This window comes from Candidatus Poribacteria bacterium (assembly GCA_028820845.1).
GTDB lineage: Bacteria > Poribacteria > WGA-4E > WGA-4E > WGA-3G > WGA-3G.
In genome coordinates this window covers 1-17,337 of record JAPPII010000054.1, presented here as the reverse complement: position 1 = coordinate 17,337, position 17,337 = coordinate 1, and the positions used below count along the sequence as shown (strand labels likewise).

15 protein-coding genes, 1 tRNA gene and 1 pseudogene are annotated in these 17,337 nt (G+C 47.3%); all 17 read right to left on the bottom strand.

Annotated elements, in window-relative coordinates; translation table 11 throughout:
• Positions 1-24 precede the first annotated feature (24 nt).
• Positions 25-417: a retropepsin-like aspartic protease gene (locus tag OXN25_11540; GenBank protein MDE0425493.1), complete on the bottom strand. Its 393-nt coding sequence runs from the start codon at positions 415-417 to the stop codon at positions 25-27.
• Positions 417-644 (bottom strand): hypothetical protein, encoded by a 228-nt coding sequence (locus OXN25_11535; GenBank protein ID MDE0425492.1) that lies wholly within the window; start codon positions 642-644, stop codon positions 417-419. Before OXN25_11535 ends, OXN25_11540 begins: the two co-directional genes overlap by 1 nt.
• Positions 645-895: 251 nt before the next feature.
• Positions 896-1,960, bottom strand: a complete 1,065-nt coding sequence (locus tag OXN25_11530) for a PorV/PorQ family protein (GenBank protein MDE0425491.1) — start codon at positions 1,958-1,960, stop codon at positions 896-898.
• A 12-nt stretch (positions 1,961-1,972) separates the two neighbouring features.
• Positions 1,973-4,954 (bottom strand): hypothetical protein, encoded by a 2,982-nt coding sequence (locus OXN25_11525; protein ID MDE0425490.1) that lies wholly within the window; start codon positions 4,952-4,954, stop codon positions 1,973-1,975.
• Between the two features lie 28 nt (positions 4,955-4,982).
• A complete protein-coding gene (locus tag OXN25_11520; GenBank protein MDE0425489.1) occupies positions 4,983-6,791 on the bottom strand; it encodes a glycosyltransferase family 39 protein in 1,809 nt (602 codons plus the stop codon).
• Between the two features lie 82 nt (positions 6,792-6,873).
• A pseudogene (locus tag OXN25_11515) lies at positions 6,874-7,233 on the bottom strand (type II toxin-antitoxin system PemK/MazF family toxin).
• On the bottom strand, positions 7,199-7,594 hold the full coding sequence (locus OXN25_11510; GenBank protein ID MDE0425488.1) for a hypothetical protein: 396 nt from the start codon (positions 7,592-7,594) through the stop codon (positions 7,199-7,201). The pseudogene OXN25_11515 and the gene OXN25_11510 overlap by 35 nt, the downstream one beginning before the upstream one ends.
• A 25-nt stretch (positions 7,595-7,619) precedes the next feature.
• A complete protein-coding gene (locus tag OXN25_11505) occupies positions 7,620-8,438 on the bottom strand; it encodes a hypothetical protein (GenBank protein ID MDE0425487.1) in 819 nt (272 codons plus the stop codon).
• Positions 8,439-8,614: 176 nt separating this feature from the next.
• Positions 8,615-9,388 (bottom strand): hypothetical protein, encoded by a 774-nt coding sequence (locus tag OXN25_11500; GenBank protein ID MDE0425486.1) that lies wholly within the window; start codon positions 9,386-9,388, stop codon positions 8,615-8,617.
• Positions 9,388-9,630 carry a hypothetical protein gene (locus tag OXN25_11495; protein MDE0425485.1) on the bottom strand — a complete coding sequence of 81 codons (243 nt, stop codon included), beginning with the start codon at positions 9,628-9,630 and terminating at the stop codon, positions 9,388-9,390. The genes OXN25_11500 and OXN25_11495 overlap by 1 nt, the downstream gene beginning before the upstream one ends.
• Positions 9,631-9,760: 130 nt before the next feature.
• Positions 9,761-12,829 (bottom strand): TonB-dependent receptor, encoded by a 3,069-nt coding sequence (locus OXN25_11490; GenBank protein ID MDE0425484.1) that lies wholly within the window; start codon positions 12,827-12,829, stop codon positions 9,761-9,763.
• A gap of 61 nt (positions 12,830-12,890) precedes the next feature.
• Positions 12,891-13,676, bottom strand: a complete 786-nt coding sequence (gene recO / locus OXN25_11485) for a DNA repair protein RecO (GenBank protein MDE0425483.1) — start codon at positions 13,674-13,676, stop codon at positions 12,891-12,893.
• 39 nt (positions 13,677-13,715) lie between these two features.
• Positions 13,716-13,790: transfer RNA gene (locus OXN25_11480), tRNA-Pro, on the bottom strand.
• Positions 13,791-14,025: 235 nt separating this feature from the next.
• Positions 14,026-15,294 (bottom strand): hemolysin family protein, encoded by a 1,269-nt coding sequence (locus tag OXN25_11475; GenBank protein MDE0425482.1) that lies wholly within the window; start codon positions 15,292-15,294, stop codon positions 14,026-14,028.
• Between the two features lie 54 nt (positions 15,295-15,348).
• Complete coding sequence (gene ybeY, locus OXN25_11470) at positions 15,349-15,816, bottom strand: rRNA maturation RNase YbeY (protein MDE0425481.1); 468 nt, start codon at positions 15,814-15,816, stop codon at positions 15,349-15,351.
• Positions 15,817-15,821: 5 nt separating this feature from the next.
• Entirely contained in the window at positions 15,822-16,838 is a 1,017-nt protein-coding gene (locus OXN25_11465; protein MDE0425480.1) for a PhoH family protein, read from the bottom strand.
• Between the two features lie 225 nt (positions 16,839-17,063).
• On the bottom strand, positions 17,064-17,337 hold a 274-nt coding region (locus tag OXN25_11460; protein ID MDE0425479.1), incomplete at its 5' end, for a hypothetical protein.

Below are 17,337 nucleotides of genomic sequence, written 5' to 3'. Positions count from 1 at the left end.
ATTTGCTGTCCCTTCAAAACCGGATTAACGTCGATGAAGTTCAATAGTTCCGGTTGAAAATGAGATATTGACATCAAAATGCCTGAGAAAATTCAAACCTAATAGTCCTTCTATTATTGAACCGTCTGGTAAATCGTGACACACAACATCAATATTCTCAACCGTTTCACCAATTGCTGTCAGTTTACGCACAGTGATACGGTTTGCCAAAACAATTCCGTTAGCGGTCATCATCTGTTCATTTGGATTTGAAAGATCATATCCCAAATCCATAGCGACTTCTGTTGGAATCATGGTAGTTGAAGCGCCCGTATCCAATGCTACAAGTATATCACGAGTCGTATCGGCGTTGATGCTACCGACTTTAAGGCGAAGATAGATTGATTTAGCTGCAGGGTTAAAGGAGATATGTCCCATTACAATAGGTAGCCCATACCTTGGGGTAATTTGCTTGTACAGTGTATTGCTGCGCTACCTTTGTAACGTGATGAGACTTTGTAAACATCAGCACGAGAAGGACTATGGACAAGGACACACCCCGACAGCAGTTCAGTATTCTCGCTATATTCACAATCAACGATGAAGAGCCATTCATCGGGATATTTCTGCTCCATCTCTTCAAGGGTAAGCCGTTCGCTTGTCATTTTTTGGTGATCCTTTTAAGAGGATTTTAATGAGTTGATTTATATCTATTATAGCATAATGACTTCTGTTTTAGCAAGGGTGTCAAAACAAGATTCAGAGCCATTCAATTGTCGGTTTTTTTAGGCATTTCCGCGTGGGGATCGCGAGCACAGCTCGCTCTTACAGCGAAGAGTGCTTCGGCAGAAAATCAAAATTATTGGAGAATTGAATGCCTCTAAACAAGATTTCTAACCTTTCTGTAACCACGGCTCTAAAACTGTAGCCCCATACTCACCCGATGTGTCTGTTGTAGGCGGCCAAAGTCGGCGTAGGCGTAATCAAGGGAGAGGACTCTTTTGCCGAGGTTGAGATGGATGCCTAAGCCGAGGGTGAGACCCTCTTCGTCGTCTGTGCGGTCTTCTCCGAGTCGGAATTTGTAACCCCCACGAATTGCTGCCATTTTCCTGTACCAGTACTCCATGCCGATGTTCAACCGCTCACTGTTGTCGTTGGGATGGTTGCCATCGAGCGCAAGGGTGAGGAGGTTGTCACCGGTATCAATAATATCGTAGGCGATGCCGAGCCTGAAGTTAGAGGGCAGCGGAAACTCGATAGTTTCCAACGCCGCTTTCCGCGCTGGGTTTGTTGTGTCTGGGAACGGACGGTAGTCGGCAATCCGTGGGTCGCCTGCGACTTCAGCACCGCTTTCCAGATCGGGACCGCTGAAGCGCATCTCCGGTCCAAAGTTTGAGAAACACATCCCGATACGTAGACTTCGCCAGCCGGTATGGTATAGCGTGCCGACATCAATGGCGACCCCTCTGGCACTTTCCCGATGGATCTGTTGGTGGATGTATTTGGCGTTGATACCGACAGAGAGTTTGGCTCCGGATTCCGTTGCGTAGAGTTGTCGAGCGAACGCCAGTGAGACTGCGGTATCGTAAGCAGAATACCAGAGACCTGTGCCGTCGGGTTTTGCCAACGTGGTGATTTCCGTCTCAGGCACATTGAGGAATGTAACGCTCGCGCCCAAGGTGCCGATATTTTTTATCGGTGTGGCGAAGGCAAGGTAGTTGTAGCGGAGGTCGGCGAGCCAGATTGTGTGCGTGTCTGAGAAGCTGATTTTGTCGAGTTGGCTGATTCCGGCTGGGTTCCAGTAGATGCTGGTTACGTCGTCAGCAAGTCCTCCGAATGCGCCGCCGAGACTGTCTACCCGTGCGCCGGGACCGATTTTTAGGAACTGTGCACCGGCTGTGCCGACATTGGTTGTGGCATAACCGGGAACAGCCGATACTAAAAGAAGTGTGAATAAGAACGTATAAGTTATGTATCGCATTGGGTTCTCCGTTTATCGAATGATGGCGAATCTGCCGATTTTGTTACCGACGACGGTGTCACTTTCGTCTCGGGCTTCAACATGATAGATATATACACCGCCTGCGAGTGCTTGATTGTAGCGATTGAGGAGTTCAAAAGATGCTGTTCCGCCTTTGTCGCCTTGTGCCAAGCGTTCGTCTGGATTGAAGGGAGCAATGCTTTCATGCTCAATCTCTCGTACCAATTCGCCTACCAATGTGTAGATCCGAATCGTGCAGCGCGGTGGCAGATGTGTAAAGAAAATCTTGTCCGTTCCTTCCGCGAGGACCGCCCTGTTCGTGACGAAATAGGGATTTGGGACGACCCGGATTTTACCGAGATCCGCCTCGATGTCTTCAGGAGATAGGGTCTCCCCTTTCGTATTCAGAAGAAATTGGTCGCCGTCCCGGGGTGCACTGGTACCTCCCATTTCAACGGTGAATATATCGCCTGCAGAGATTTCAGCGTTCGGGTCTCTTATAAAGACGTATCCCCCGCGAATGTAAATCCGGAAGAATCCTGGCGTTTCAGCTGGGACGTATTCATCGCGCCAGCCTGTGCCCGTTAGAATGGCGTATCCCTCGGCGCGTTGGTCGTTGAATTGAATTTCTTCGCCTGTGTTTTCGTCCACTACCTTGACGTGTGTATCGTCAACAAACGTAATCGAGTAGGTGTGGGGACGATAATAGGTTGCCCAAAAGACGTTCGGCCAGGTGTTCTCACCAAAGCCGGGGGATTGGATATCTACTGACCAATCTGTTACTGAGCCTGCTGTCAGTTTAACGTCGTTAATCGGATTTTCGTCTGGATGTCCGTAGGACACGTCAACCCCTGTTATTTTCAAGACGACCCCATCGAACATCGGGGAAAGAATTTCAACGGCTGCTTGATGGAGGGGGTCGTACCAGTCAAAGGATTGTTTCTCGACGACAGTTTGATTTGTCGAGGTGTTGACAATCTCATAGGCAGGCGGTTGATAACCGGGTCCGGTAATGTATGCGCCGGGCCCTGTCTGTTTCGCGCCGTACCAGACGATTTTATATTGGTCTCCTGTGATTTTATTGGGTGCGAGTACCATCGGTTCAATAGTAACACTCCCTTGCCCTTGCTGTTCTATATCAGCAGTCGGTTCTCGGTATCCAGCAGGTTGTGCGCGCGGTACAACGTGGACCATCGTCTCAATCTGACTGCTCTCCATGGCGATGAGTCCTGCTTTAGGATTGCCTGTATCGTAAGAAGTGACGGCGTAGGTGTATTCGAGTCCGTTCGTTAAGCCTGAGTCGGTATAGAAATTCTTGATGCCTGCGTCTTCACCGAGTGCTTGTGAAGGCGTGGAAACGACGCGGAAGATGTCGCCAGCGACGGGTGGTCCTGAGGGCCCGTCAGTGATTGTTACATAAAGCCCGCCAAAATACATCAGTGCCCCGGACTGGTATGTGCCATCCGGATAGGGTGTAAACGTGTCAGGATCTTGAATAATGGCATAGCCGCCGCCACTTCCTGGGAACGCCGGATTATACTCCATAACTTCCCATAGTGTGGTATTGACGATTTCAAAACTGGTGCTGGAGTTGAATTTAATGATGTAAACCGCACTTTTGAAGAAATCGGCAAAGAACGGTTCGTCGCCCATATTTTCGATGGTGGCATCTGACTGCTTACCGACGTGTGAGACTGTGAAAAAATTACCGGTGGCACTCGGTTTATCGAATTCCATCAGCATTGTCCAGTCTTCGACGGGGTTGCCAGTGGCTTCATCATAAGCGACATCACGCCTGTAGACTCGATACCCTTCAAAGATTTTCTCGGGGTCGGTCGCGTCAACATATTCTTCGATGCTTTTGCTGGCACCTGCATCAACCCAACGTCCTTCGCTGTCCCAGACGAGGGTTACTTGTCCGTCTGCTGGATACGCGGTTACCAGCGGGGAAGGGGGCGGTGCGGGTGCGACGTAGCCGTCATCATAGAGTTTCTGTGCCCAATCGGCAGATGCTTGTAGCCCTGCGAGTCCTTCACCGATTGCTACGGCGATGATAATGTTGAAGGTGTCCCCAGGGGCAAAGGATTCGACGGGTCCGTACGATTGGATGAAGCGTTGGTCGTCATAGTTTGCAGGGAGGGGTTCAACACCCGGCGTGCTAATAAGTGCGTACATCTCAGCATCGGTTGAGGGGTCTGTGGAGATTGTAATCCGTTTATGTGCGGTGAAAGGGATTTTTATGCCGGGATCCGCTGGATGCTCTCCGATGTATGCGTCCAAGACTCGTAAGCCGATGTAGCCGGGTGCGGAGGCGTTGGAAAACCCGTAAGAGAGATAGCGGTTGGGATGGTCTACTGGATTGAGGGCATCCGGCGTTTGATCCAGAGCGACGAAATCATCAGCGGAGTAACTTGCTGTGCCTGTTTCGTTACTGGAGATGTCAACGTCATAGCGGAACGCCATAAATAGGTCTTCGAGGGTATCGCTGCCGACGTTTGTGACCTTATACTCAAGAATGAAGAAATCGTAGAGGGGCGCGTAACTCCATTGGAACCCATTGACTTCAATTTCTAATCCGAGAATCGTGCCTTTATTTGCGTCGGGATTCATATCAGAGCATTTAAAGAAAATAGATTGACTTGTTGGTGTCCCTTTTGTGGTCATCCCGGGCTTGTCTGAAACGACTTCCGGTACATCATCGGTGGGCCAAATTTCGCTTTGTCTGCCATCTGCTTCAGAAACGGCGACTTCACCGCCTTTTTTCGCACCGATCCAGATGTCGCCTTCAAAGATGTAGGAATCGTTTGTTCCCGCGGGCCACCATCCCGAAGGGTTGGCGGTTGGGTTACTGGGATACCCGACGACTCCGGTATTAAAGATAGCAGACGATAAATTGCCTACATCGAGTGCTTTCCAATCCACTTGTGCACTTGCCGATAGGGTGGCGAGTGTGAGAATTGTGGATAGAAATAGTGTATATCGTAATAATTTCATAAATTTCTCCTATGAATATTTATAATTTTCACTCTTGGGTTTCTGTAATTTCATAAACCCGATAACGTTGCATTTTTCCGTTTCCGATGTCCACTTCACCTTCAGTGAACAGCGGATAATTATAATCTGTGTCTTTGACAGAAAAGAGATATGGAATCGCGCCTGCTTCACGTGCTATTTCAGCTTGCTTCTCGAAATCGCGGGGCTCTTTCATGTGTTTGTTATAAATCTGATACGTTGATCGATCAGCGTAATACATCAAATCGAAATGTGCCCCGACGCGTTCATCGTCAAGAAAGAAGCAGGCATTTTTGGGTATCTCGCCTTGAAGGCGTTGACCGCTTGTTTCGTATAAAGGCACCTTATAATTCCGTTCTGTGACCTTGTATGCGGCATACACGTAATGCCCTGCGTAGAACAGTGCGATTATCAGAGCCACTGTGCGAAGCCCAAGCCATATCCACCTTTGTAAATTGTGCGCTCGGATTAACATATACACACCCGCGAAAATTGCCAATAGCACGCCAAATCCAATCAGCTGCTCAACAATCCAGAAATTTGTCTCAATAAAGGGAGCGATTTTTTTCAGTCCATCGAATTGGTCTCGCCCCTTGACCAAAGTTCGTCCGCCAGAGATGATCGTAATTGCAAACATCCCTGCCGTCCAGATAGCGGTATAAATCCAATCCTTTCGTTGCCATGCTCGACTGATAACGGCTGCCAAACAAATCAACAACGGTGGTACGGCAATCATGGTTGCCGACGGTGTTTTCGTCTCTGCGAGTGTGTGCGGAACGATGACCCCGATACCCCATGCTAAAACGAACAGTTCGGCTAAGTTCCAGTGTCTGAACAGTACCACTAATAGACACAGAACCGCAGCGACGAGTGCTGCGTAAAATAGCGGATAGAACAGTGGCATATAGTCAAACAAGGGTCGATCCCAGCTTGCCCCCCAACTTTCTACATCGGTGTTCAGATGGTCAAGAACGCGTTTGTGTTCCCATAAGAACTCTTTGCGATAGTAGATTAAGCAATAGATAACCCAAGGGGCGACTGTCGCGATTGCTGCCAAAAGTTGGACACCGATGTCCCTGAGGCGAATCTTTGCTTCGGTTTTCTCGCTTTGTATAGTGGTATCCGATGGGTGTTTCTGACGATAAATCTGTTTCCCTCGCGCGACACACCAGACGACAAGGGCGATGCCGAAAGTGATGAGTGCCAGATAACTTTTAGATAGATAGGCGATCCCCATCGTAACGCCTGATAAAATATAATTCCTCCGTTTTCCAGTGCGAATGGCTCGGAGTAGGAACCAACATGAGACCTGTACCCAAAGTAGCAAGGCGATGTCAATATGATCTGAATAGCGATAGCCGTGAACAGATTCAAAGAGAAACGGGTTGAATGCATTCAGAAATGCAGCGATAAGTCCCGTTCGTTTGTCAAAAAGGTCTGCGGCGATTCGAAATGTCAACCACGTTGTCACAACGAGGCTAATTGCGGACGGCAGCCGAAGCGCGAATGTGTTGATACCGAAAACGAGATGTGAGAGCCAGATGCTCCACATGGCAACAGGCGGTTTATGGAGCCATATATGGTTCTCACCCCACCCTTTGTAGTTATAAGGGAGCCACGGTTGATCGTAGAGCGTGAATTTGAGTGGATGTTTCGTCAAATTCCGAGCGACGACGGCGTGAAACCCTTCGTCCCAATAGGTAATCCCGCTATGTCCGACGTTCCGCAATACCAGAGCACCAGAGGCAATTAGGATACAGATTAGGATGATTTTTATGAGTACAGATTCGTTTTTGAAATATGCTCCCGCAAAATTCATTTGGATCGGTTTTTAAAGGGATCGTAAATTCATGTATTTTCGTTGTTTTGTAGTAGCAATTGAGAATGGTTTCCATCAGCAGTTATAGATTCAATGTATGGCGTAAAGCTGCGTCAATTTTCTCCGTTGGAATCGAACCGATGACACGCTCAATGGTTGATTCAACAATTGTAGAGAGGTTATCGGTCATCACTACCGAATTCATGATTAATCCAGATTGTTATCCCTCCGGTGTAGAAACTAAAATGGTGACACGGCTTGGATGATTTGCGCGGGACATGTTACTGGTAATCATTGCGACAATCAGTTGGGATAAACCAGTTTGAAGATTGTCTGCTTGAACGATTAATCCGGGCCGTAGTGTGGCTGTGCGCAAATTAGAATCCGGAAAACGTGATAAAATAATATCACCGCGTTTGTAATTTGGCTTTTTCCTCATCATAGTTGTCATAGACACTCATCTCAGGACTTTCCCAATCTTCAGCAAAGGAGGCGAGGCGTGCCCGCATTTCTGCTGCTTGCGCTTCATCAATACCTCGTTCCCGCAAATCTATATTTCCCGTCGTTTTAAGGATAACAGTTGGTTCGATGTGTACACGAACAGCACCAAAACCTGCTTTTTGGATATCCAGTAACGCGGAACCAATCGCGGATTCCAACGAAAATGCCTCACGATGAAAATGAATTTGAGGAATCCCTTCAAGAGTGGTAATCGTTCCATCATCAAAGATGCTGTAAAGCCTGTCGGCTTCTTCTTCATTGGGGGCAGTTGTTAAGATAAGTGTAAATTCGTGTGCTTTCATAATCAGTTCCTCGCGTAGTTGTAGACTACAGCCCGGATTCATTAATCTTATTATAGATGTCGGTGCCCATGGTGACCAATTTCTCTCGGATTTCGTCCCAGGTGTCTCGGTCGTTTTTGCCTTTGTCAAGAACACGAAAGTGGACTCTTATCTGGTTAGGTGAATCATTATATTCATAATCGTAATCTGATTCTGGGAATAATGCCATAACCTTGTCTCTGCGTTCCGAGGAATTGAAGTACAATCGAATATAACACCGCTGGTTTCTAAGAAAAAGACCCACTGATACACTGCGAGTAGACTTTGTGATCCAACCGTCATTACTGATAGGAACAGGTTTTCCAACAAATAATTTACCCATCTCACCATCGCGAATCGGCTGCCAGAATTCGCTATATTCAATATCAGGTGTCGGTCCGATTTGGATATCTATTGCGGGCCGAGCGACGTGATGAAAAAAGAACTCTTTGTGTGAGTTGACTTGTGCTTGAATGGGATACCCGTTGATACTGCTATCTTCATTGCGTCGGTTACATGTAACAATCATGAGATCTTCAAAACTTTCAGCTACCAATGCGGCTATAGTAGCATTTCGTGATCGCGCGTAAGCCTCGAGTCTTCCCCAATGATCCCAATTTGCTTCACCAAACTGGTTTTCTACCACCAGGACCTCATCTACCCCAACAGCGATAATGTCTGCCCTACGCCTATTAACGTTAAATTCTGTCTCTACTTCTTCAAACTCTCCAATCTTGAGGGCATCGAGATTATCAGCAAGATCCGCTGAAAATTCTTCTTCTCGACTGTATATGTTTGATAACGGTATCGTTTTTTGGCGTTTCATTTGTTCGTTTGTTCGTTAAGATTACTCCTTACGTGAGTTCGGTTATTCGCAAAAATAGGGAAAATGGACACGCGCATCCCGGAGAAGGCACAGACTAACAGTCTATGCTACAAGGAAATTCCTTAAATACCTTCAATTGTTTTGGACATGGTTATCGCTCCTTGCTCATTATTTTTTCAACCATTTTGGCGAAAGTATTGTAATAGGGATCTTAACGCTTTATTAACGGCTCCTTCGTTTGGGAAAGCAGCGGCAACATCTGAATCAAGACGAACAGTGTTTGTTTCATCGGCATTTTGTCTCCGCGCGCCTCTGTTCCAAATGTATTTGTCAACTGCCCGGACAGAGAGCTCCTCGCGTTCACAGGCTGCTTCTAAGAGAAGAAGGGACTCAATATCTGAAACATTTCGGTTTAGAATATCGGATAAGAATCTAACGATGTGCACATCCGGTTTTGTCGTATCCGCGCCGAAGAGCATTCGGAGGTACTGAAAACCGGCAAGTTTAAAATACTTGATATTCAGTCCATAGCACTCCTGAGGCTTGGCTTGGATTGCCCATTGTTTAAGAACATCTTCTTCCGAAACCTTTGGAGACCCCTCTACAATTTGGCAGACGAACTTTACCACTTCCTGAAGCATTTTTGGTTTGACCTTGGAATTGTGGTTAAGCTCACTAATCATGAAAGCGTCAGGCGTTGGGTAGCTTGCCATGAGATTTGCTAAACTGTTGATCTTTTGTATATCAGGATGTTTGTTCCTGAAATTTTTCAGTCTAGGAATTACGAATCTATCGTAACTTTTGCGAAGCGACAGAACACAGTCGATTACCTTAATAGCAGTAGGTTGGGAATTTACCAAATCTTCGGGATTTGGAAGATCCGATGCAAACTTTGCTATCTCAGTTGCTATAGCGTCAATATCAGCCTCTGTAATGTTGATTTTTCTCATTACCTCCGCTCCTCAATAATTGTTTGTGAGACAGGTTTCCCTTTGACCTCAATGAGTTGGCGTTCAATCGCGTCGGTGACAGAAGGGTTCTTCACTTCTTTAACTAAGCCTTTCGACAGCAGAGCTTGGTGAAATACTTCCAGTTTATCGGCTTCGTCTTGGTCTTTCAGTAGTTTCCGTAAGTGATGCTGATCAGTAGGGCTTAACGTTTTTATGGCTTCTGCGATTTCTTGCATCCGCATTGTTTGAATCCTTTTAAAAGGGTTCCTATTTTTCAATGATGCCCGGTGCGGTTGGGAAACCGCACCTACCCGGGCCGGGGTGTCCAGTATGGTTAATGCGACATAAACCTTTAGAGATGGTATTATTCAACTAAAAATCCAAACTTACCCCCATCATAATCAACCTCGGGGAGCTCCATGACAGTGGGTGTGAATGCTTCTGACTGGTGAGCGGAATGCCGTAACGGTCGTAGGTCACCGCATCGAGAAGATCGTCGAGATTTTTTGTGTTGAAGATGTTGCGGATGTCCGCAAAGAAGGTATAGGTCAACCCACCAATCCGACTCCGTTTGCTAAAGAGCGCGTCAACGTTATAGGTTGGCGGATAACGCTTTGAATTGATGTCGGGTTTGACGGGTGCTCTCGGATTGGGGGTATAGGGCAAACCGCTGGCATACCGACCCACAAAGTTGACAGAAGAATCAAAGGGCAGTTGGACATCCAGCAAGGCAGAAAGAATATGACGCTGGTCCCACGCTAACGGATGGCTTTCTGTTACATCGGGCTGTTGCCGGTAGTAGGTGAGGTAGCCCAAATTTCGACTGGAGCCTTTCCCTTTCGCGACAGAATAGGTGTAACTTAGCAGTCCCGAAACCCGATTTTCTGCTGTGCGCCACTTGCGAATCGTGAGTTCAAATCCTTGAACCCGCCCGTAGATACCGTGGAGCCTGTCGTTGAATTCACCGTTAAGGAAGTAGCTATAATCGTTGGTGATGTCAACGTGTACACTGTTGACGAGTCTGTCAATGTCCTTGGTGAATCCGGTGATGTCTATCGTTAAATCGTCAGTGAATTGTCGGATTATTCCAACTTCATAGGCGATGGTCTTCTCTGGATTCAGGTCGGGGTTGCCCCTTCTTCGGATGGCACCACGCATGTCAAAACTGAGATTTTCGTAGAGGTCATCGCCTCGTGGAATTTGATAGTAGTGTCCGTACGTGAAATGCAACTTCGATCTCTCAGTAACGGGAAAGGAGATGCCGAGACGGGGTGCGATCATGTGTTTGGTAGAAGCCTCAACTGGATCTTTGATAATAGGTAGTCCGACTTTGTAAGTGCTTTTGTCCAGTTTGATTGTACCGTCGTCATTCAGTTCGAGTGGATCCAAGGGATCTGCCGGTGAGATACCGTCTGGACTATATAGATCGTATCGCAATCCGGCATTGACAATCATGCCTTCGTATTCCATCTTGTCTTGGACATACATACTTAGGGATTGGGGTTGGACATCGTAGAACTCCATGTAGAGGTTGGAACTTCCGTAATTTGTCGCGCCAAGATTATAGAGTTCATATCCCAAGAATTCGACACCTGTCTGAATCAGGTGATTTGCGGTAAGCTGGCTGGCAAAATCCGCTCTCAATATTGAGGTTGTCGCACTACTGGCCCCCCAAGAGTTGTTATCCCCTGCAACGAAGTAGGTTGTATCGTTGTATGCTTGTTGCGGCGGGTTTCTAATTCTGCCTTCTTCTTGGTTCTGCTCAAACGATTTTTCAGGGTCCCAAGCGTTTTCATCAAACGTTTTATCTAAGGGGTCCCACACTTTTCCGGGTTGATTCGCCTCGGAAGAGCGATGGAATTGCCCAAGCGTCAGTGTATAGAAAGTGCCGGAGTTGATATTGTGCGAAAGGCGGACGGATATATTCCGCGCATCCGATTTTGACTCTGGCACTGCGCTGGGCCAAAAACGTAACGAACCACCATAAGATTGGCTTTCTCCGCGGTTGAAGAGACCGCCTGCGGTGAGTTTAATGCTGGGTGTTACTTCAAACTTCAATTTACCTTGGAAGATATATCCTGTTCCGGTGCTATTCGGCAGAAAGCTATTATTCCGACTTATCTGGCTGGAGGCGGAGAAGGTTAGTCGGTTTCCCCATATTGGTCCGCTGAGTGCGAATTCACCGATATGGCTCGGAGAGAGTTCGTAGTTTTTCGTATCGTTGAACAATCCGCTATATTGTTCCAAATCTACAACGTAGCCGTCTAAGAGGGTGACCTGTCTCTTTTCATAGTCGATAACAGTGCCATCGGCATCTTTGTAGGGTTGGGGTGCCATGATGACTTCGCCCGTCTCCTCATTAACTTGCGGTGCATCCGTTTCGGGATCTATCACGGGTTGCAGCGGATTTTCTGTCCTATCGGCATACACACCGGGGAAGATTTCTGTAAAGACAATCTGGTCATCGCCTTCACGTTCCGCTAACTCCTCAACTGTAACGGGCTGTCCGCGATACGGTGCTTGATAGTCGTAAGGTTGACCGATGAAGATGCCTCTAAAGGGTGAAAGTGCCACGGGACGAAATCCGTTGTCCGGATCCAACCACGGGCCGTATAGAGGGTCGCCGTGATGTGTTCCCCACTGCCCGACTCGGTAGCGGACTCTACCGGAGAATTTACTCGTTCCAACTTTCGTGATAAGGTTAACGATACCGGATTGTGCGTCGCCGTGTTCGGCGTTAAATCCACCCGTGATGACTTCCATTTGTTCGAGGGAGTTCGTACCGATACTCAAACCCAAACTTCTGCCGATTGGATCGTTAATCGGGATACCGTCAATGAGGTATCTAATCTCTGTGGACCTACCGCCGCGAACATGGGTTGAGCCAGTGGAGTTTAGCACTGCCACCCCAGGTAGGGTCTGTAGGATGCCATTGACCGTGTCGCGAGGCATCGCCTCAATATCTTCGGATTCGATGATTCTTGTCGTTTGCGTAACGTCCCGCTTGATTAGCGGTTTGACGGCTGTTACTGTTATCCCTTCGAGTGTGACAACTTCGGAGGTCTTCAAAGCGAAGTTTAGAGTTGTGGTGAGTCCAGCGAGTACTTTCGCACCCTCCACGGTCTCAGGTCCGTAATCTGTTAATTCCGCTTTTATGTCATAATCGCCGGGTGGGATGTTGGTCATCACGTAGTAGCCTGCATCATTTGTTGTTGCAGTGCTGCTTGTTCCGACGAGTGTTACAGTGACGTTCGCGAGTGGTTCATTTGTTGCTTCAGTGGTGATTACACCCGCAATCTTTCCGGTGATCGCAGCGTGAACGTCGAAGGAAACTGCTGTTATAACATAGATGGCAGCGATTAAAAGGGCGGCTATTTTGGTGAACTTTACAGTTCTCCAGGATTTACCACTGAAAGTCTGCAACGGGTTATATTTTTTCAATTTTATGACTCCTTATGAATAGTGATATGTTCTGAGTGTTTGGCGAATGTTGTTTGAATGCCTACAAAACATTCTCAATAAACTTGAGACTTTTCAAGTTCCGTTCGGTATGGTATTCAATGAAGCTTCCAAGTAGGCGTTTCAGTTCTTGATGGTTTCGGGTAGAGGCGCGGATCCGATTGAACCGTTCCCACTCGGATTTCCGAAGCATCCTTAGCAGTTCACGACTGCCGGGTGCGATTGTAAAGGCGGCACCGTCTCGATTTTCACAACCGTTGCAAAGCACACCCCCGTAGCGGATGCTAAAGGCGATGCCGAACGGACTTGTTGTTTTACTTTTTCGATCAGTAGATGTGCCTTTTACATCTGAGCCGCAATGAACACACCGCGCGAGTTCAGGTCCGTAGCCTGCGCAGTCCAGAAATTTGATTTCAAATCCTCTTGCGAGCAAGGGGATGTCATCAGCATGGACCAGAAATTGAAAGGTAGATCGGAGGAGATCGAAGATTTCAGGGCTGGCGATACCTTCTGAAGCACTGCTGTCTACGAGTTCGGCGAAATAGCATCCGTAGGTGATGCGTGTGAAGTCAGAATGGATCGCGTCAAATCCGTCGAGGAGATTGAAGTCGGTGATATTTTGCAATTCTCGATTTTCGCGATGTTGAAAGAGGAGCGTTCCGTACTTAAGGAGTTCTAAGCTGCCGCCGAGACGGCTTTTTGGGCTTTTTATACCATAAGCAACCGCTTTGACCTTCCCGAAATCCGGTGTGTAGAAGGTAATGATTTTATGGAATTCCTGAAGGGGCAAGGTGCGAATGACAATCGCTTCTGTCTTTTGGGCTGCCATGGTTTTAGGTATAAATGCGTTGTCTGTGAAGGGATAGAATCGGGGCGAGAGGATTTGAACCTCCGACCTCCTGCTCCCGAAGCAGGCGCGCTAGCCGGGCTGCGCTACGCCCCGTTCTTATGCTTAATTATACCTTTCTTATCGAGAGTTGTCAAATTAATTTTGATTTGCACAACCTAACAGGTTATGCTACAAAGATGTCCACTTATTTATTGGTCAGGACTTACGCAAAATTGCGTTGAAACATCCGTCTTCAGACAGCAAAGACACTCACTTTCATAGGATCGGTGCGGTTAGAAACCGCACCTACCGGTGAAGTACTTAAGTCCTATTGGTTTTACCATAATGTTTAAGAGCCGTTACCATTATTGCTGTTTGGGACTTTGATGTGGATTCTTTGGATGCGCCGTTCATCCGCCTCAAGTATAGTAAAGCGGATCCCTCGGTATGTAAATTGAGTGTCTTGTTCTGGGACGCGTCCGAGGTGATCTACAATGAACCCGCCGATCGTATCAATATTTTCTGCTTCAAGTTCTGTGCCGAGTCTTTCGTTTAATTCGATAAGATTCAGGCGTGCATCAACAGAATAGGTGTTGGTATCCATCTGGACGTAGGCATCTTCTTCGTCGATTTCGTCTTCGTCGTGAATTTCACCGACAATTTCTTCGATGATATTTTCTAATGTCACGATCCCAGCGGTGCCGCCGTATTCATCTACAACAATAGCGATATGCTGTTTATGTGCGCGAAGTTCTCGAAAGAGTTCAGAAATACTCTTGCTTTCCGGTGTGAAGAAAGGCGTTCGACCGACGATAAGTTCTCTGAGATTGATGGGTTTGCCTTTCTCCCAGCAATCGAGCATATCTTTAACGTGCAAAATTCCGATAATTCGGTCGATGGTTTCTTCGTAAATGGGGATACGGGTATGTCGGCATGTGATGGTTGTTTGTAGAACTTCGTCCCCCGGTGTCGTGACTTCAAGGCAGACCATGTCGGTTCGCGCGACCATAATCTCTCGTGCGACTTTGTCGGGTAGATCTAAAATTCGGGCAATCATTTCCCGATCGTCGGGTTCTAAGATTTCTTGGCTGTCGGCAACGTTATCAAGTGCTTCTAAGACCTCTGGGGCTACAAGGCTGTCTTGTGCGGAGGTGACCTTACCTCCGAAGACGCGAACGAGGAGATTCGCGACGAAATTCAGTGGGATTAGCACCAGAAATCCGCCCCAATAGACAGCTCGGAGCACGCTGAGTGCTTGAATTGTTGCATCGCCCGTGCTGCCCTGTACGTAATTTTTCGGGAACAGTTCAGTAAAGATAACCAAGCAGACGGCAGCAAGTGCGGCGTTTGCCGCTGGATATTTCCAGAACGTCATAAACACCATGACGCTAACCACTATCAGAATCGTTTTTGCGGTGATAATAGTGAGCGAATAGCGGCGTGGGTTATGCAGTAGTGAGGTGAGGACTTCGTAACGTTTTCCACCTTCCTCAGCGAATTTGAGGATATCGTTCCGCGTTAACCGAGCGAGCAACGCCTCGGCGGCTGAAAACAGCGCGTTGAGAATTAAAAGTATACTTAAGCTAACGAGTTTGATGACAAGGTGTAGGTCGTCCAAACGTAAGATCACACCCCCTGTAGACGTGTCGATTTTGCAGATATCAAGAGCCTACTACGGACAATAGTGCTTAGGTTCCTCCAGTAGGGAAAAAATGGCTTTCTGTTTCTCAAACATAATTGTAGCATCTTTTGGTGTTTGATGGTCGTATCCGAGCAGATGTAGCATGCCGTGTACTGCGAGAAGTGCTGCTTCGGTTTCAAGGTTACCGCAAGTTGGAGCGAGAGCATCCTTTGTTGTGGCTTGTCGCGCTGCGGTTTCAAGGGATATAACGAGGTCTCCGAGTAGGTTTGGATTCAGGTTACCATCTTCACCCTCGCGCATTGCGAACGCCAGTACGTCCGTTGGTGCATCAATACCGCGGTAATCTCGGTTGAGCCGTCTTATATCGGCATCGTCAGTCAAGAGGACACTGACTTCGCAGGCTTCTGCGCCATGTGCCTTTAGAGCCGCATGCACTGCATTGTGAATGATTTCCACATCGAAAGTGGTATTGCGACTCGTGTTTGTAATGCCAATCAAAACGGCTATCCTTCTTTGCTGGACATATCTGACGGGTTTGCGCCGTTCCCTCTTATGTTTTGTGGAGATGCTTGCTCATAAGCCTCAACGATCCGTTGGACTAATTCATGCCGTACCACATCAACTTTTGAGAAATAGATAAACTCGATGCCTTTGATTTGGGAGAGCACTTCCTGCGCGTCTGCGAGTCCTGAGACCTTATGTGTTGGCAGGTCTGTCTGTGTAATGTCGCCGGTGACCACGGCTTTTGAATCAAAACCGAGGCGTGTGAGGAACATTTTCATCTGTTCGATGGTCGCATTTTGTGCTTCATCTAAAACGACGAACGAGTTGTTGAGGGTCCTGCCTCGCATAAAGGCAATAGGTGCGACCTCAATAACATTCCGCTCAATATATTGGTCGAGCGTCTCTGGTGGCATCATATCGTAAAGGGCATCATATAAGGGACGCAAGTATGGATGCACCTTTTCGGCGATATCGCCGGGTAAAAATCCGAGTTTCTCACCGGCTTCAACGGCGGGTCGCGTTAAGATAATACGACTCACCTGTCCGCTTTTGAGAGCGGAGACAGCCATTGCCATAGCGAGATAAGTTTTTCCTGTTCCTGCGGGTCCGATACCGAAAACAAGGTCGTTGTGTTTAATCGCTTCAACGTACCTTTTCTGACCAATTGTTTTGGGACGAATGACCCCGCGTTTTGAGAATACCGGAATCGACTCAGCGCCGGTTTCACCTAAGTTGCCTTGTTCACCAGCACCCGATGCGCGGATAACATAATTGACATCGGTTGTCTGAATGCGTTCTCCTTTCCGGATGCGGTGAAGTAGTGATTCGAGAACCGTCGTCACACGTTTGACCTCTGTGACGTTTTCACCAATGACAGCAATGCTGTCACTTTTCAAAACAACGCGTACATCAAATTCATCTTCAATGATTTTTAGGAAGGCATCGCTCTGTCCGAAGAGGGCTTGCACTTCAGCGTTGCTCTGTATGGGAACACCCTTCAATGCTTGTTTTTGCAATCGGATTCTAATCCTCCGTTTGATATAAGAAACTTATAGGTTCCTAACAGGATACTCCATTTAACTTACCACAAGTAAAAATAAAAGTCAAATTTCAGGCGTTACACCCGTTTTGGTCGCTTTCTGGCTGCGTCGTTGTTAGGCGCGTGCTGGAGGCGTTATTTTCTCTAAGCCGTTGAATTACTTTTATTTTACAACGTTTTAGAACAAAAGTCAAGTGATTTTTTATTCTCGTCCGTAGAATTTCACTTCACGGATCGATGCGCCTTTGAGATCAATTTGCATGACTCCCTTTTGTTTCTGCCTGTCCCACTGCTGTTGCAGCCTCTCAATCGCTTCTGGACTTGCCTCGCCTGATTTGAGCGCATCCGTCATTTCTTTCATATTCGCTTCACTATATACCTCAACGTTTTCCTTGTCTTCTAATGCATAAGCCGTTAGCCGTAAATAGGTAGTGTTTACATTGTGTAAGTTATTGACATTTTTGTTAGGTTTTGGT

Excerpts from the sequence above, each read along its gene's own strand:
- OXN25_11540 (MDE0425493.1), bottom strand. The coding sequence starts at position 417 with ATGGGACATATCTCCTTTAACCCTGCAGCTAAATCAATCTATCTTCGC.
- OXN25_11535 (MDE0425492.1), bottom strand. The coding sequence starts at position 644 with ATGACAAGCGAACGGCTTACCCTTGAAGAGATGGAGCAGAAATATCCC.
- OXN25_11530 (MDE0425491.1), bottom strand. The coding sequence starts at position 1,960 with ATGCGATACATAACTTATACGTTCTTATTCACACTTCTTTTAGTATCG.
- OXN25_11525 (MDE0425490.1), bottom strand. The coding sequence starts at position 4,954 with ATGAAATTATTACGATATACACTATTTCTATCCACAATTCTCACACTC.
- OXN25_11520 (MDE0425489.1), bottom strand. The coding sequence starts at position 6,791 with ATGAATTTTGCGGGAGCATATTTCAAAAACGAATCTGTACTCATAAAA.
- OXN25_11510 (MDE0425488.1), bottom strand. The coding sequence starts at position 7,594 with ATGAAAGCACACGAATTTACACTTATCTTAACAACTGCCCCCAATGAA.
- OXN25_11505 (MDE0425487.1), bottom strand. The coding sequence starts at position 8,438 with ATGAAACGCCAAAAAACGATACCGTTATCAAACATATACAGTCGAGAA.
- OXN25_11500 (MDE0425486.1), bottom strand. The coding sequence starts at position 9,388 with ATGAGAAAAATCAACATTACAGAGGCTGATATTGACGCTATAGCAACT.
- OXN25_11495 (MDE0425485.1), bottom strand. The coding sequence starts at position 9,630 with ATGCGGATGCAAGAAATCGCAGAAGCCATAAAAACGTTAAGCCCTACT.
- recO (MDE0425483.1), bottom strand. The coding sequence starts at position 13,676 with ATGGCAGCCCAAAAGACAGAAGCGATTGTCATTCGCACCTTGCCCCTT.